The sequence below is a fragment of the Exiguobacterium alkaliphilum 12/1 genome (assembly GCF_000714435.1).
Classification (GTDB): Bacteria; Bacillota; Bacilli; order Exiguobacteriales; family Exiguobacteriaceae; genus Exiguobacterium; species Exiguobacterium alkaliphilum.
Map to the genome: position 1 here is coordinate 1 of NZ_JJMW01000036.1, position 16,097 is coordinate 16,097.

19 protein-coding genes are annotated in these 16,097 nt (G+C 51.9%); 4 read left to right on the forward strand and 15 right to left on the reverse strand.

Going from position 1 to position 16,097, the window contains the following annotated elements:
* Positions 1-46: 46 nt before the first annotated feature.
* Both RT52_RS08070 and RT52_RS08075 read right to left on the reverse strand, forming a co-directional pair.
* Positions 47-913 (reverse strand): AraC family transcriptional regulator, encoded by an 867-nt coding sequence (locus tag RT52_RS08070; RefSeq protein WP_034816617.1) that lies wholly within the window; start codon positions 911-913, stop codon positions 47-49.
* 89 nt (positions 914-1,002) lie between these two features.
* Positions 1,003-1,203, reverse strand: a complete 201-nt coding sequence (locus RT52_RS08075; RefSeq protein WP_162174541.1) for a hypothetical protein — start codon at positions 1,201-1,203, stop codon at positions 1,003-1,005.
* A gap of 126 nt (positions 1,204-1,329) precedes the next feature.
* Here RT52_RS08075 and RT52_RS08080 point away from each other — a divergent pair, with 126 nt between their 5' ends.
* Positions 1,330-1,593 carry an excalibur calcium-binding domain-containing protein gene (locus RT52_RS08080; protein WP_029335031.1) on the forward strand — a complete coding sequence of 88 codons (264 nt, stop codon included), beginning with the start codon at positions 1,330-1,332 and terminating at the stop codon, positions 1,591-1,593.
* A 16-nt stretch (positions 1,594-1,609) separates the two neighbouring features.
* Here the strand turns inward: RT52_RS08080 and RT52_RS08085 are convergent, their stop codons facing one another.
* Positions 1,610-2,155 (reverse strand): hypothetical protein, encoded by a 546-nt coding sequence (locus RT52_RS08085; RefSeq protein ID WP_034816621.1) that lies wholly within the window; start codon positions 2,153-2,155, stop codon positions 1,610-1,612.
* Complete coding sequence (locus tag RT52_RS08090; protein WP_034816624.1) at positions 2,155-3,012, reverse strand: alpha/beta fold hydrolase; 858 nt, start codon at positions 3,010-3,012, stop codon at positions 2,155-2,157. Before RT52_RS08090 ends, RT52_RS08085 begins: the two co-directional genes overlap by 1 nt.
* 192 nt (positions 3,013-3,204) lie before the next feature.
* Between RT52_RS08090 and RT52_RS08095 the strand changes: the two genes are divergently transcribed.
* On the forward strand, positions 3,205-3,963 hold the full coding sequence (locus tag RT52_RS08095) for a glucose 1-dehydrogenase (RefSeq protein ID WP_034816627.1): 759 nt from the start codon (positions 3,205-3,207) through the stop codon (positions 3,961-3,963).
* A 33-nt stretch (positions 3,964-3,996) separates the two neighbouring features.
* Here RT52_RS08095 and RT52_RS08100 read toward each other — a convergent pair whose 3' ends face one another.
* Together RT52_RS08100 and RT52_RS08105 are read right to left on the reverse strand one after the other, a co-directional pair.
* A complete protein-coding gene (locus RT52_RS08100) occupies positions 3,997-4,794 on the reverse strand; it encodes an AraC family transcriptional regulator (protein ID WP_034816628.1) in 798 nt (265 codons plus the stop codon).
* Positions 4,795-4,934: 140 nt separating this feature from the next.
* Positions 4,935-5,195, reverse strand: a complete 261-nt coding sequence (locus RT52_RS08105; protein ID WP_034816631.1) for a DUF1294 domain-containing protein — start codon at positions 5,193-5,195, stop codon at positions 4,935-4,937.
* Positions 5,196-5,403: 208 nt separating this feature from the next.
* Between RT52_RS08105 and RT52_RS08110 the strand changes: the two genes are divergently transcribed.
* Complete coding sequence (locus RT52_RS08110) at positions 5,404-6,186, forward strand: LysM peptidoglycan-binding and 3D domain-containing protein (protein WP_034816633.1); 783 nt, start codon at positions 5,404-5,406, stop codon at positions 6,184-6,186.
* Positions 6,187-6,234: 48 nt separating this feature from the next.
* Here RT52_RS08110 and RT52_RS08115 read toward each other — a convergent pair whose 3' ends face one another.
* Entirely contained in the window at positions 6,235-7,446 is a 1,212-nt protein-coding gene (locus RT52_RS08115) for a cation:proton antiporter (RefSeq protein ID WP_051690314.1), read from the reverse strand.
* Between the two features lie 146 nt (positions 7,447-7,592).
* On the opposite strand from RT52_RS08115, the gene cls reads away from it, so the two are divergent.
* Positions 7,593-9,059 (forward strand): cardiolipin synthase, encoded by a 1,467-nt coding sequence (gene cls / locus RT52_RS08120; protein ID WP_034816635.1) that lies wholly within the window; start codon positions 7,593-7,595, stop codon positions 9,057-9,059.
* Positions 9,060-9,096: 37 nt separating this feature from the next.
* Here cls and RT52_RS08125 read toward each other — a convergent pair whose 3' ends face one another.
* The 8 genes from RT52_RS08125 to RT52_RS16510 all read right to left on the reverse strand — a co-directional run.
* Positions 9,097-10,074, reverse strand: a complete 978-nt coding sequence (locus RT52_RS08125; RefSeq protein WP_034816638.1) for a hypothetical protein — start codon at positions 10,072-10,074, stop codon at positions 9,097-9,099.
* Complete coding sequence (locus RT52_RS08130; protein ID WP_034816641.1) at positions 10,071-11,099, reverse strand: DUF58 domain-containing protein; 1,029 nt, start codon at positions 11,097-11,099, stop codon at positions 10,071-10,073. Before RT52_RS08130 ends, RT52_RS08125 begins: the two co-directional genes overlap by 4 nt.
* 1 nt (position 11,100) lies before the next feature.
* Positions 11,101-12,009, reverse strand: a complete 909-nt coding sequence (locus tag RT52_RS08135) for an AAA family ATPase (protein WP_034816643.1) — start codon at positions 12,007-12,009, stop codon at positions 11,101-11,103.
* 95 nt (positions 12,010-12,104) lie between these two features.
* A complete protein-coding gene (locus RT52_RS08140; RefSeq protein ID WP_034816646.1) occupies positions 12,105-12,800 on the reverse strand; it encodes an amino acid ABC transporter permease in 696 nt (231 codons plus the stop codon).
* Positions 12,801-12,802: 2 nt separating this feature from the next.
* Complete coding sequence (locus tag RT52_RS08145; protein WP_034816648.1) at positions 12,803-13,651, reverse strand: transporter substrate-binding domain-containing protein; 849 nt, start codon at positions 13,649-13,651, stop codon at positions 12,803-12,805.
* Positions 13,652-14,682: 1,031 nt separating this feature from the next.
* On the reverse strand, positions 14,683-15,135 hold the full coding sequence (locus RT52_RS08155) for a GNAT family N-acetyltransferase (RefSeq protein ID WP_245175500.1): 453 nt from the start codon (positions 15,133-15,135) through the stop codon (positions 14,683-14,685).
* A gap of 15 nt (positions 15,136-15,150) precedes the next feature.
* A complete protein-coding gene (locus RT52_RS08160) occupies positions 15,151-15,867 on the reverse strand; it encodes an MBL fold metallo-hydrolase (RefSeq protein ID WP_034816655.1) in 717 nt (238 codons plus the stop codon).
* A 14-nt stretch (positions 15,868-15,881) separates the two neighbouring features.
* Positions 15,882-16,097 (reverse strand): NUDIX hydrolase (locus RT52_RS16510; RefSeq protein ID WP_476729613.1); only part of this gene is annotated, 216 nt, incomplete at its 5' end.

Consider the following 16,097-nt stretch of genomic DNA (forward strand, 5'->3'; position numbering starts at 1 on the left):
AATCTACTGAGTTATGTCCCAGCCTCTTTTCGCACCTATATCACGTTTACAGTTTTTTCTCTTTGACCGCCACCCACACTTCGCTATAGACGTTGTCTGATGGACCGTCATGCTTCGTGAACGAGATGCTCGGTAAATCGGCGAGTTCATATTCAGACGTCGGTAGCCATTCGGCATACGTCTTGGCCATCGTCTCCTGGAGCGTCTCTGGGAAAGGCCCGGTGTTCGGGAAGACGGCCCACAGGTTCGACGCAACCGTGATCTGTTCAAGGTCCTCATATGGATTCTCTTGTGTCGTCGCGAAACCAATCATGTGCGTCAGCGATCCTTTTTCATCCAAATAGCCCTCATCGAAGTCGTACGACACGTTGAGCACTTGATTTGGGTAAAGGTCCGCCAACTGGTGCATCTCGCTTCGTTGTTGTTCCGTGATGGACTGGGCCAACTCGACGATCGAGTTGTTCACCCCTTCAAATTGAATCGGGACGCGCTTGGACACGCCGACGACGTTGAATGAAGGCTTGTGTTCTAATTTGAATTCCATGGAAATTCCCCCTTTGATGTCGATGAAGAAAGTGAATTTCGGGAACGACTTTTGAATCTTGTTCTTGCTCACTTCTGACGGTAAAAAGCCACACCAGTCTCGAAACGCTCTTGAAAAACCGTCGACGGATTGATATCCGTACGTGTAGGCCACATCGGTGACCGATTTCCCATGAATCAAATCTTTATTCGCTTCTGATAGTCTCCGGTTTCGGACGTATTCATTCAGTGTCATCCCAGCCATATAAGAAAACATCCGACGAAAGTGATAATCAGATACCCCGACAATCCGAGTGATGTCTTGACCTGTGATCTCGTCAGTTAAATGTTGATCGATGTGATCCATTAATCGGTTCAATGATTCAAGCATCTGCATTCCCTCCTTTCTGTATTCATCATACGTCGAACATAACAGGGTGACTCGATGATTTCGATACGGATGTCATCGGATAGAAGACATCACTCATTGTAGCCGATGTACATCGTGAACAGGATGAGGATCAGCGATGATGTCATAAGTAGACAAGCAAGTGAACTCGCGAATACGAGAAATGCTTTGGAGAAGTGGGTGCGTCGCTTCCAAATCCCGATGAGGAACACGACGTTCAAAATCAGGAATGTTGCGAGCAGCAGTAACGGAAGTGCTCGATCTTGCATCAATATAAATAACTCGATGAAGGATTGCCTTCTGTCATTAATTTTATAAAAAGGGGAATTGCTAATAACGCCTCCTATAATGAAAGAGAACCCTGTCACCTATCGTTTGTTTCGAAGGAGGAAGATACGATGAAGAAACTACTCTATGCCACCATCGCTGGGATTGCCCTATTCACGATGAGCGTGACACCGACATCATCCGTCGATGCTGCGGCCAAGAAATTCAAGAACTGCACTGAGTTGAATAAGACGTATAAAGGCGGTGTGGCGAAAAACAAGACCGTCAAAAATGTAGGTGGAAAAACAAAATACAAGCCACACGTCGATGCCGCGCTATATCAAGCGAACATCACGAAAGACCGGGACAAAGACGGCATCGCTTGTGAACGTTAACAGATTGGGGAGTCCCTCAATCTGTTTTATTATTGAACCCATAGGATACATTCCCTTTAGCATCATAGCCGGTGATCGACTCAATCGACTCGATTTGGTCGACGAGAATGAACCAGACGTCATTCCCGGCCTTCGTCTTCAAGAGCTCCGGTTCGTACCGCTCTCCGTTCAACTCGGCAATGACGCGTGTCGTCGTGCCTTGGTTGATCCCGTACAGAATATCGTAGGGCACGCATTCTGACCGATTCTCGCACGTTTGGCCGGCAGTCGACCATACGAGACGTTCCTCTGACAGAGAAATCGAAGAAATCGACTCGATACGGCCGTCAATCGTAATTTCGAGGCCGACGCCATGCGAGGTCAGATCATCGTTCCATTCGTCGTCATAACGTTGCGTGAAAAAGCGTAAACTCATATCACGGTCAGCCAGGTCGTAGGTGAGAATCGGTTCCGCTCCCTCAGGCAATTCGGGTTGCTTCGTCTTCTCAACTGCCCAGACGACTCCGGCCGACAGCAACAAGATCGATACGAGAAGCAGGACAATCTTTTGCTGACGCCTCATCAAAGACCACTCGCTTTCTCGGTTAGTAAAAACTGTCGCGCTTGTTCAATCGGGAACGCCGGATTCCAATGGACGAAGTGGCCGCCTGTCATTCGGATGTACGTGATGGGTAGCTCATGCTGTTGCACGTCCATGATGGCCGACTTCGTCAATCGGGCTTCTTTGTCATCGAGTCCGACAAAATCGCCATATACAAGTAACGTCGGAACCTGAAGAGAACGCGTCAGCTTTGGCACGTCAAGATGATAAAAACCGAACAACAGGTTCAATCCGCCTTGCCCGAGCTTGGCCGGTGCATCTAATGCGCGTCGAATCTCATTTCGTTCGGGTAGACCGGTCTTCGTACAAAACGTTTGGAACCGTTCGTCTGAGATGGGCTGGGGTGGTTCATCTGAGACCATTTTTCTTTCAATTCGTTCTACACCCCGAGGGCCTAACAGACGAGAAAGCCCGCTCAGGAACGGGACGAGAAGTCCAAAAATACCATATTCTTTTAACGGAACGCGCGGGAACGCCTTGTGTCCTTGATCGAGTAAGACGAGTCGCTTCACTTGCTCGGGATAATGCGTGGCGAAAGCGAGTGCGACCGCACCTCCGAGGGAGTGTCCAATCACAGGAACCGACCCAAGTCGGTGTGTCACGACGTAATCGTTGACCCAATCCGCCATCTGTTTGGCATCGACGATTTGTTCGATTCCTTCGCTTCTTCCGAACCCCGGTAAATCCAGCAAATGGACCTCGAAATCACCGCGCAGTTTCTCGGCGAGCGAGCGTCCTGCTTCTCCGGTGAATCCTCCGGCCGGTAAAAATAAAACGGGCTGGCCGTTCCCGACCACTTCTGCATGATAACGACGCAATCAACTCCCACCTTCCAACTCCTAATATATGTATAAATTTATTGTACGTGAACGCTTCGCCAAATTGTAGAAAAAGTTCGTCCATCCATCTCATGAATGGTTCACAATCGGGGTATGAGTATAATGACGCGTGTTCAGTTCACACTTGTCGTTTTTCTGTGTCAACTTCTACCATACGAGGAGGAATGCAGGATGAAACTTTCAGGGAAAACAGCAATTGTCACTGGTGCCGGTTCTGGGATGGGACTCGCCATCGCCAAGCTTTTTGCGAAAGAAGGGGCGCGCGTCGTCGCGGTCGACATGAACGGGGATGCGGTCGAGACGGTCGTACGCGACATCAAAGATGCCGGTGGCGAAGCGGTCGCGGTCGCGGGAAACGTCACGAAACAGGACGACATCGATAAGATGGTCGACACGGCGACGAATGCGTTCGGTTCGGTCGACATCTTGGTCAACAATGCCGGCATCATGGACAACTTCTTGACGGTCGGTGAAGTGACGGACGAGGTATGGGACCGTGTTCTCGCCGTCAATTTGACGGGACCGATGAAACTGGCTCGGGCCGCGATTCAGATTATGGACAAACAAGAGTCGGGCGGCGTCATCATCAATAACGCCTCGGTCGGTGGATTGTTCGGGACACGGGGCGGCGCCTCCTACGTCGCCTCGAAGCATGCACTCATCGGCCTGACGAAGAACATTGCCGCGACCTATGGCACGTTCAACAAGATTCGGGCGAACGCCATCGCACCGGGCGGGGTCAATACAAATATCGGTGCCACCATCACCGCGCCGAGCGCGCTCGGGATGCGGGCCATCCAAGGGGCAGGGGAGGCGCCGATGGGTGAACCGGAGCAAATCGCCAAAGTCGCACTCTTCCTCGCGTCGGATGATTCGAGTTTCGTCAATGGCGACGTATTGAAAGCGGACGGGGGTTGGACCGCCCGCTAACGAGAAAAACCGACACGCGCGTGTCGGTTTTTCTTATGTCTTCTGTTTACGGTACGCGAGAGGTGTTCGGTTATGTATTTTTTTGAATGTCTGGACGAAATGGCTCACGCTCGTAAAACCAAGCTGGTTCGCCACTTCAGCGACCGCAAGATCCGTTTCACATAATAGACGCGCGGCTCGTTGCATCCGGACGTCTTGAACATAAGCGAGCGGTGAGGTGTCGCCCCATTTTGAAAAGTAACGGCAACACTCGGCTCGGCTCAGTCCACCGGCAGCGGCGATGTCTTCGAGCGACAGCTTCATCGTGTCATGGTCGTGTATATAGGAAATCATGCGATCCATTCGGTCATATCCGTGTTGCCTCATCACAGGTGTCCGCTGAATCCAATAGCGCCAGACGACAGCGAGCTGTAACGTCGCATCAAGCAATGCGAAAGCCGAGTCGCTCTTGAGACGCCTGACCGCTTTATCGATTGTGTCGAGCATCGCCTTGTCGGTCGGTACACTCGAATGCGCCACGTAGTAGCCAATCCTCTCGATATACGGGGTGACATATTGCTCCGCAAGGAACGGTGAAAACAAGTCGAACGGGTCGACACTTATGACGTCCATGTGAAATGAATCTTCCGCTCGTTCGACTCTTGTGAGTTGGCCGCAATCAAGCATCAATGCCATGCCCGGATCGAGCCGGACACGCGTTCCGTTGATGCGTACCGTAAGACGTCCTTTCGTGACGAGCCAAATCTGAAAGCTTGAACTCGTTGTAAAGCTCGTCTCCACCATCTGCTCTGTCCATGTTTCAACAGTAATCATCTTTCCTTCAGGATGCATCCTCCCACCTCAACAATCGAACATTTTGTAGAATCACACACCGACCCAAGACTCCCATCCCTCTTTTGTAAGCGTCAATTTCGACATTTCGAGTGAGACATCCTTAACCGGTGTGACCGTGTCTCTTCTATATAATGGTGTCAAAAGATGAAATATGCCGTGATCCCGGCATGGACTAAGATGGCGATTGGGACACCGAGACGGAAAGCTGGCTTCAGCGTCTTGTGACGGAACAGCCGCATCGCGATATACGCCCCAAACGCCCCGCCGATCCAGACGAGCGTCAACAGCGTCTTTTCCGAAATCCGCCACGCGTTCGCTTTCGCACGTCGTTTATCGAGAAAGAACGTAACAAAAGCTAGTAAATTAGTCACAATGTAATATAGCAGTAATAGTTCCAAAGCCTATCCGCTCCTTTCTTCTTCATTGATTATAACTTGAAATGGCTTAACAAAGCCGTTTGTATCCATTTTGTAAGAAATTCACCCTTGACTTCTAGCCCATAAAGTTCTGTAACTGAACTGATATCACTCTCATATCATGCTGTAACGGCAGTGAAATATAGAGGTGTTACAGTAAGGGGGCGTTAGAAAAGGGAGGAATATTCTTATGAAAAAACCACTATTGACACTAACGGCACTCGCTGGCCTTAGTTTAGGAGTCGCTGCTCCAGCTTCGGCAGCATCAACACACACAGTTCAGTCTGGAGATACATTGTATCGTATCGCCGTGAACAACAACGTCTCTGTAAACGACATTAAACAAGCGAACGGCTTAAACTCTAATATGATTTTCCCGAACCAAGTATTGAAACTTGGAAAGGCAGAAGCAAAAGCTTCGAACTCATCTAAAACGTATACAGTTAAAGCAGGCGACACGTTGTATCGAATCGCGACAAACAACGGTGTCACTGTCAACCAATTGATGACATGGAACGGTCTTAAATCAGATCTTATCTTCCCAGGTCAACAATTCGCAGTGAAGGGTGCAGCCGCTGCATCAGTAGCGAACGACGCTCCTGCAGCGAAGCCAAAAGCATCAACATCTACACCAGTGACGAAACAGTCTACGTCGACAACGCAAACTCAAGCTCCGGCTTCGGGTAAGACGATGACAGTTGAAGCCACAGCCTACACGCCATACTGTGCAGGATGTTCAGGAATCACAGCTACTGGAATCGACGTACGTTCAAACCCGAACCAAAAAGTCATCGCGGTTGACCCATCAGTCATCCCACTCGGCTCTAAAGTTTACGTTGAAGGTTACGGCGAAGCCATCGCTGGAGACACTGGCGGCGCAATCAAAGGGAACAAAATCGACCTCTTGATGCCGACACAAGAACAAGCCATTCAATTTGGTCGTCAATCTGTTCAAATCACAATCTTAAACTAATTCGTACGACCCCAAAAACACCGCTGGCGCGGTGTTTTTTTTGTGTGTTCAGCTCCAAGGGTTCTTGACTTTGTTCAGTCCGAGACGTCTGGCCAGCGGTTTGATGGTCAATCCGTGAATCGTCACGGATAAAAAGACGAGTCCGAGCGTCATCGGTAACATTTTTTCAGCATCCGTCACACCGAGTTCTGTGATTTCAGCTGCAAAGAAACCGGTCACCGTCATGGCCACTATACCGCGAGGCGCAATCCAGCCGATGAATAACCGCTCGTTTCTTGCTAACGGCGTCCCAATCGTCGCCGAAAAAATCGAGAATGGTCGAACGAGGAACAAGCCCGCAATTGAGAGTAAAATCGGGGCTTGCAAGACAGCTAGTAAATCGGTACGGCTCAAACTCGCCGTTAAAATGATAAATACCGATGAAATCAAAAGGATGGACACATTCTCTTTGAATTCACGGAGATGTGTGAGAATCTCTGGACGTGCGAATTTCGAATTTGCCATCGTCAGCCCCATTGCCGTCACGGCGAGCAGACCGACCTCATGCATGACCCATTCGCTCATCGAGAAGACAAGCAACACGCCGCTCAATGTCAATGTCGTTTGCAGATACTCGGGGACTCTACCTTTCGCGAAAGAACGCATTAAGACGACCCCGAATAAAATTCCCAATGCCATCCCGATCAGGCAAGAGCCGAGAAAAGGAAGATGGGTCGTCAAGCTGTCATTTTGATAGAAGGCAAACCCGAATTGGACGACGAACAGCCCAAGGAGCGCCCCGATCGGATCGACGATGATACCTTCCCATTTCAACACGTTCGCGACATGCGGAACAAGATTGGCTTGCCGTAGGAGCGGGATGACGACCGTCGGCCCTGTCACAACGAACAAAGCGCCGAGCGTTAGTGCCGGGAGCCAGTGAATATCCCCGACGGTGAACAACAAGACCGAGGTGGCGAGAAAAGAAAGCAGCACCCCAATCGTGACGAGCCGGGCGATCACTTTTCGATACTCGCGGATTTCACGAAATTCTAGACCAAGACTTCCTTCGAACAAAATGAGGGCGACGGCGAATGAAATCAACGGACTATATAAGTCGCCAAGCATCGACTCCGGGTCAATCCACCCGAAGATTGGCCCGACGAGCACTCCGGCAACGGTCATGATGATGATGGCTGGCAGGTCGAACCGCCAAGCGAACAGTTGAGCCAAGGCACCGATTGCTACAATCAAGCTAAAGCCGATCATCATCGTCTCCATCATCTTGTCCTCGTTTCTGATTGAGATTTCCTAAAATGTCTGTTAGTTTTTACCCAGAAACGAAAACATTTAAAATTCGACACATATCTTCCCTTTCTTTTTTGACGGGAACGGGTATGTTAGGGAGTAAAAGGGAGGGAAACGAGATGATCCCGACAGAAATCATTCTGAGCGTTCTCGGTATCGTGCTGATTGTCTTGAACGTCACGTTCGCCGTCACCATCATCTTTTTCGAGCGGCGTGACATCGGTTCGACGTGGGCTTGGTTGCTCGTCCTATTCTTTATCCCACTGCTCGGTTTCTTCATCTACATCTTCTTCGGTCGGTTAATCAAATCGAACAACTTTTATCAAGTCGACGAGGAACGTCGCCACGAGTACGCCAAACACGTCGACGACCAATTGACTGAGCTCGATGCGCATGATGGCCTGTTCGCTCATGACCCGCTCTTATCCAAATATCGAAGGCTCGCCCGCTTGAACTTATCTTCCACGAACGCGCTCGTGACGTATCATAATGCGATTCAGGTCATTCATGACGGCGAACAGAAGTTCGAGGCGTTGTTCCATGACATCGAGATGGCGACACAGGAAATCAACATCCAGTACTACATCATTCAAAACGATTCGCTCGGTCAAGCGCTCATCGAGGCGCTTACACGCCGGGCCAAGGAAGGTGTCAAAGTACGTCTGCTTTATGACGCCGTCGGCTCGAGGGGGTTGCGACGCTCCCATTTCAAACAGCTCCTCGCGCACGGCGGCGAGGTGAAGTCGTTCTTCCCGTCACGCTTCGGCATCAACTTCCGGGTCAACAACCGCAATCACCGCAAGCTATGTATCATCGACGGAGACATCGGCTATATCGGTGGCTTTAACGTTGGGAACGAGTACTTGGGCACGAATCGTCAGTTCGGTTATTGGCGCGACGTGCATCTGCGGATGAGAGGGGAGGCGGTGCGTGAACTGCTCGAACGTTTCATCCTCGATTGGAACCGCGCCGTACCGACGAAACATCGGTCCGAGAAAGAGGACTTCCTTTGGCCGACCGTCCTGCTCGAGACGGCCCATTCCCCGGTGCAAATCGTCACATCAGGCCCGAACTCGTCGACCGAGCACTTGAAAAATATGCTCGTCAAGATGATCAACGAGGCGAAAGAGACGATTTACATCCAGACGCCTTATTTCATCCCTGACGCCAGCTTCCTCGACGCCTGCCGCAACGCGCTCATGTCTGGGACGAAAATTCGCCTGATGATTCCGAATAAGCCGGACCACATGTTCGTCTATTGGGCGACATATACGAATGCGGCCGAGCTTGTCCGCTACGGTGCCGAAGTATATACGTATGAAGGTGGGTTCTTGCACGCGAAGACGCTCGTCATCGACGGCGAGGTCGCCTCGATTGGAACGACGAACATCGACGCCCGTAGTTTCCGTCTCAATTTCGAGATCTCGGCGCTCGTCTATGATGAAGTTGTGGCCCAGTCCGTCATCGATGCGTTCGATCGAGACCTCGCATGTGCTGACAAGTTAACGATTGAGCGTTATGAGACACGGACGAAATGGATTCGATTCAAAGAGAGCGTCTCCCGTCTACTCAGCCCGATTTTATAACAAAAGACCAACGCAACCCCTAGGGGTCACGCTGGTCTTATTGTTTGAGCAATTGTTTGACATGTTGTTCGAACGACTCGATGATCGGACCGGGCGCGTCTTTCTCCCCGTACTCGGCCGCTTCGAGCCATGTGGCGAAGAGCGAAGCGTCGGTGAAGCGGATGCGTGTCAACCAATCGTGGACCGTCTCTTCACGGAACCTTGGATGGGCTTTCTCGAGACGACGTCCCGCATCGAGTAGCCTGACGTGTTTCGGCGTGCGCACGGCACGTAGCGTCCGTTCATGGGTGACATGCGCCCGTCTCGGCACGACCGCCTCTTCTTGGACATCTTTTCGTTTCTGCAAGTAGATGAACAGGAACACCCCGATGACGAGCAAGAAGATGAAGAGGGCGATCCATACGACTGTCTGATTCGAGGCCGTCTCAAAGAACGTCTCGTTCGAAAGCGTCTCCGCATCCAAGTTCGGATTTTCAGGCACCATGAACCGGTTCACCCGGTCGGACGGGTCAAGCGTGAACCCATCGAACCAGCCGGCTATCCACATGAGAAACGGACGGACCCACGCCACGAGATCGCCGAACAACAGCTCTTTGATCGTCCGGAGCACGACGGCAATCGTCAACCCGATTGAGAGGCCGACGGCGAGCATCGCCAACATCCGTTTATAATCACGGCGGTAATAGAGACTTCGTTGCCAAAACAAGAACAGGAACGGGAATGCGATCATCGCGAGCGGTTGGGACGCCGGCGGGAACAACCAGTCGACGATCAAGAACAAGACGCTCGCGATGGCGTACCGGTCCGTCCAGTCGAGCGTGCGGATGAAGGCATGCACGTACGTGAACAACAGCAAGGTGACACTCATCTCAAAAGAGAAGTATAGCGCCATGACGCTGAGCGCCGTCTGGGCACCGAGCTGCCAATTGCGTGGGAGCCGTAAGGTGAGGAGATAGACGAGCGGAAAGATGTGGCCGACATAAAACGCGGCAAAGACCCACCATAATAGTTTCATCGTCCGTCACCCCCGAGCCGGAGGATAGACTGGCTGCCCCCGTATTTGGCGACCTTCCGTTCGAACAACGACCGTGCGAGCGGGAAGTCACGTTCCGACAGACAAGCGAGTGTCGTCATGACCTTACGAAAATGCGTCTCACCGCTCCCTGGGGCGAGGTCATACGTGATGCCGTCTTTCGTGAGCGTCGGGACGATGAGCCCATAGCTCGCGTTCTCTTTCTCAAAGTCGCGGCATAGCGCCGCCGCCTGTGAGATCAACCGTTCCATCTGGTGGGTGAGGGCACGTCCGTCTTTCGTCAACAAGTCGAGGACGACGACATACTCGTTCGCCTGAACCGGTTGCTCGGTCCGGGCGAGCAGTTCGCCCGTCTTCGCATAGGCCGACCAATACAGTTGACGCATCGGCTGGCCGTGATACGGCGCCACCGATTGGAACGTCTCCGGGTCCCGATAGGCGCTATGGCGCACCATCTCTTCCCCAGGCAACGTCGGCGGCCGTTTCGGGATCGGGTACGGCATGAAGTCCGGGAAGACGTAGCCGATCCGATCGAGCGGCTCTTCTTTATAGAGCGAGAACATCCGGAGCGGGTCACGGATTTCCATGCCGATCGCCTCAATCCGGATCGGACCGCGCTTGATCGCTTTCAACGGAAGCGTATAGGCGACTTCCGCCTCGCGGCCGACATAGTTCTCTTGGCGCCAGAACGCATGGTCCTCCGAGTCGACGGTCGGATGCAAGTAACCGGACAAACGGACGACACCGAGCGGGACAGGTGCCGTCGACAATAGATTGATCGTATACGTCTCCTCGTCCCCCGGGAACAGCTTCAACTCATCCGTCACTGAGACGTGGACGTAATCCGCGAGCCGAAACAACAGCTCCGGCATGATGAGCGCATAGAGGCTGAACCCGATGACCACACTCGCGAGGAAGACGTTGCCGTACAGGGCGATGAATACCCCGACGACGAACAAGAGCCACATATACCCGGGCTCGAGGTAGCGAGGGCTGACGAGTTGCATGTCACACCTCGGATGGGACCGCGATGGTCTCAAGGACAGACTTGATCAATTTTGATGGTTTCGTCTTCAAGGATGCTTCGACCGTCAACACGACACGGTGACCGAGAATCGGTAAGGCGAGCGCCCGGATGTCTTCCGGTGCGACATAGTCGCGTCCATCCATATAGGCGTGGGCCCGGGCCGCCATCGTATAGGCAAGAGTCGCCCGCGGGCTCGGCCCGACCTCGATGTCCCGGTGGTGCCGGAGCGCCTCGACGAAATCGAGGAGATAATCCTCCATCGCCTCATGGAACGTCACGTCACGGACCGCTTGTTGCATCTCTGCGAGCTCGTCTTGCTTCAACGTGAACGGCGCCGCACTCAAGTGTTCGTTCCGGAGCAACCGGCGCTCGGACTCCCGAGATAACGGGGCGAGCGACAGCTTAAACAAGAAACGATCGAGCTGTGCTTGCGGGAGTGGGAACGTGCCTTGCCCATCGAACGGATTTTGCGTCGCGATGACGAAAAACGGATCAGGTAGGCGCATCGACACCTCGCCGAGCGTCACTTGGCGTTCCTGCATCGCTTCAAGCAGTGCGGACTGCGTCCGCGGTGTCGTCCGGTTAATCTCATCGACGAGCAAGATCGACGTGAAAATCGGTCCGGTCCGACGCTCGAACGAACCGGTCGTCGGATTGAACAGTTCCATCCCTAAAATGTCACTCGGAAGCGTGTCCGGCGTACACTGTACCCGCTGGAATGCCGCCGATACAGAGGAAGCGAGACTTCTCGCGAGCGTCGTCTTCCCGGTCCCCGGCCGGTCCTCAAGCAAGACGTGTCCCCCGGAGAGGAGGGCGATCGTCGACAGTTTGATCGCTTTCGACTGTCCAATCACTTGGTCGTTCAAATATGTGGTCCATGGTTGTATCATGAGTAGTTCCCCCGTCTTTTTTCTGAATATTTAAGAAAATCATAGCACATTCAAACGCCCGCATGGAACGAAAAGAAAAAACGATGACGCTTCCGTCATCGTTTCGGTGAATCCAAGTAGCGTTCAAAATGCCGTTCGAGCCAGTCTTGGAAGAACGACATGAACGTACAGATGCCCCAATAGATCAAGGCGACGACCAAATAGACCGTCATGTAATCGAACTCTCGTCCTCCGACGATCTTCGCCTTGTTGAAGATTTCGGGGACGGTGATCATTGCGGCGAGCGAGCTCGCCTTTATCAAATCGAGGAACACGTTCGAGAGCGGGGGGAGCGCAATCCGCGTCGCCTGTGGCAACACGACGCCTTTCAGGGTCATCCATTTGTTCATCCCGAGCGAGCGGGCGGCCTCGAGCTGGCCCTCGTCCACCGCACGAATCGAGGCCCGGATAATCTCGGCGATATAAGCGGCCGAGTTCAAACTAAAACCGATAATCGCCGCCGTCAACGCCGCGAACTGAATCCCGATGAACGGGAACCCGGAATAGAGAATGAACAAGATAATCAAAATCGGCACACCTCGCATGAACGAAATATAAAACGTCGACGGGAAGCGGAGTAGCCGTGACGGTGACAGCTTACCAAGGGCAAGGATTAAACCGAGCACAAGCCCGAAGAACATGCTGACGAACGAGATCCATAGCGTGTTCGGCAGCCCCCCGAGAAGGTACGGGAACGAGCGGATGGCCAAGTCGGCATCAAAGATTGCCTCCCATTTCACTCCTTCGAACATACTCAGTCCAATTCGACGATCGTCGCATTGACGTCCGGCTCGACCGATACGTCCGCGCCGTTATAGAACTGCTCTGACAATTCTTTCACCGTACCGTCCTCTAGCATCTCAGCAAGGACACGATCGATATTTTGTTGCAACTCGTCGTTCTCATTCGACATGAGGAATGCGACTTCTTGCGGGTTATAAGCGATATCCGGGTGGATGGCGATATCGAACTCCGGGAAGAAGGCGAGGGCGAGCGTCTGCAAGTAGTAGTCGTTCAAGATGACGTCCGTGCGCCCAGTCGATACGTCACGAAGGTACTGGTCGTTCGTCGCGTTGTCATAGATGACTTCTTCAGCCCCGTATTGACGCGCCACTTCCATGAAGACGGTCGTCGCTTCTCCAGCGGCTTTCTTGCCTTTCAAGTCCTCGAGCGAGTCGATGCCTGAAAGGTCACTCTTCCGGACGATGGCCGTTCCGTACGTGTACTTATACGGTGTCGAGAAGGCGAACTTCTCTTTGCGGTCCTCTGTGACCGAGATGTCGTTCGCGGCGACGTCGATCTGCCCGTTCTGGACGCTCGTCAACATGTTGTCAAACGCCATCTCTTTGAACTGAACTTCAAGGTCAAGCCGCTGACCAATCTCTTTCATCAATTCGACATCGAATCCTGTCAACTCGTCACTTTCTTCGGCACGGAACGAGGCAGGGTAGAGTGTGCCGGCCGTCCCGACCGTGAGCGTACCGCTCTCTTGAATCTCATCCCAGCGCGAAGTCTCGGCCTGATCGGTGCTCGAATCACCACACGCCGCGAGCGGGACAGCAAGTAAAAGGGAGGCCGCGAAGCCTTTCGTCAAACGTTTCATTTATGTTCCTCCTTAAGTTATCATCTGTCTAAAAATAGCATGACAATCGATTACAGGCAACTCCTAAGAATGGATGAACAGCGTTAAAGTTATTTTTGAAACATAAATCCATAAAGCGCTATCACGTCCTTGAATGAACGCTTCAGTTGAGTAATACAGTTTATTATTTCCGACGAAACAGGTGTAGAATTGAATTGAGCTAGTTGTGCGGATGGTGAAGAAACTTTGTCCAACAATGAATAAAGTTGAATCAAGGAATTGTTGATGTTGGCTATGATGTGTCAAGCAGAAAGAGGAGTTTCATATCAATCTAGCAAATAATGTAACAGGTGCTTGATGAACGACGAGCAACTAGCTTTAAACCAGTTACAATAATCCAGCTACGGGAGATGGACCAACCATGACAGTTATGACGATAATCATCGTTTTAGCAATCGGCTTAATCACGCTTATGATTGGACTCTTTACAAAGAAAAGATGGATGACCATCCTGTCGCTCATTCCACTAGGATTGTCACTTTGGAATTTGATGGCCTTATTCTCGATGGGTATGTAATAGGAGTTTGAACAATTATATGAGGAAGCATTCTTGGAGTTCGACGAGACGACTTGTATCGGACAAATCCGTGTAGTAAGAGACTGGAACCGTTTTGTATATATCGAGACGTATCGAAACAGCGACTCGGTCATATGCTGATCGGTATTGAGAGGACGTAGGCGAAATTGCAATCGTTGCTCGGATTGTCACTCGAAGCGCAGACCGATAACGTGATCGCGTGTCGATTTTATGCGAAAGAAGGGTTCGCGCTCGGGAACGTGGATACGCTCAAACAGACCTGAAATTCGGACATCGAACTGACGTTGGATTGGTACAAGATTTTATGAGGTGCAGCTGAGAGGCGAGACGTCAAGTCTGACATTACGCTCCTCTTTTTCTTTATAGTTAACATAACATATATTATCAGTAATAATAAGATTCCGTCTCAATCCTTTAGTATACTTAAAGAAGTGAGACGGAATCTTAAAATGCGTTAAGCTCGCGTAAAGCGAATCAACGTGACGCCGGGTTCCGGTTCGAACTCGGAACTCGGTTCAAACCCGAGCTTCGTATATAAGCGCTTCGCCGGTCCGTTATGTTTTCCGGTATGGACATAGACGAGTTTATCCTCATGCAAACTGAGCACATGCTCGAGCAGCGTCGTCGCGAGCCGTGCCCTGAAATACGTCGGATCGATACATAATTTCGTGACCTCGACCGTATTCTCGGCCGCTTCCACGGTGATGAATCCAATCATCCGCTCGTCATTATATAAGCCGTAACTCGTACCCGGCATGTTTTGAATGACTTCGACCGTCTCATATCGAGCTGGGATTTCGTCAAACCCAATCAACTCTGCCTCGACCGCATAAGCGTTCCGCTGAATCTCAAGCATCTGTTCTGCGGAACGGTACTCTTTCGTCCGAATATCGCGTAACTCCATCATCCAACACCTCCCGCATTATCGTGAAAACAGTCGTGACCGCTTGCGTTTTGCTCGTTTGAGCGCACGATAGAGCCGATGTGTCCCCTCAATCATTCTCCCGTGTCCGACGAACGTGAGTCGTGGTGCCAGGTCAATCAACTTTTCAGCATTCTCGACAGCGGCCGTCTTGTCCCACGTCGCGAGCCCGGGAAGCGGGAAAATCGGTCTGACATCCCCCGCCACGGCGACCCCACCTTGCGATTGGAACGCGTCACCTGCGAACAAGATTCGACTCGCTTCATCAAAATAGGCAATCGATCCTGGCGTGTGGCCGGCAGCCTGATACACACGGAATCCAAACAACCGCTCACCTGGGTCGAGCCGTTTATCCGGCAAAGAGTGGATGGTCGGAAGGGATCCTTTGAGTTTGAGGGGGCGCTCATCCGGGTCGGTCGTCTTGTCCCCTTCGAGGAGACGGGCATCACGGCGTGAGACGTATAGCTCGGCGTGGGGATGGGCCTTCAAAATGGCGTCGACCCCACCGACGTGATCGCCGTGGGCGTGCGTCAGCAAGATGGCGAGCAAGGGACGCTCCTGTGCCTCGATATACGCCAGAATCGCATCCGCATTGCGTGAGAGACCGGTATCGATCAAGACGAGCCCGAGCTCCCGCTCAATCAACTGGACGTTAATCGGCAATAGCGGTGCATAAAATGTCAGTTGATGGACGTGGTCAATCCGTGTGACTTTCATGATATTCCCTCCCCTTAATCAAACAACGTAATCCAATCTTTTTGCCATCTAGCTTCAAAACACATATAAAGCTGTTCCTGTGTGTTCCGCGCGGTTGATAGAGGCGGTAAGTGTTCCCGTGTGAAAAACGCCACCTCGCTCGTCTCGTGGCTCACCTGCGCCTCTCCACCAATCAGCTCACATTCGATGAATAGTTTATAGTAATGCTGCGATAGCGGTGGGTGGTCGTG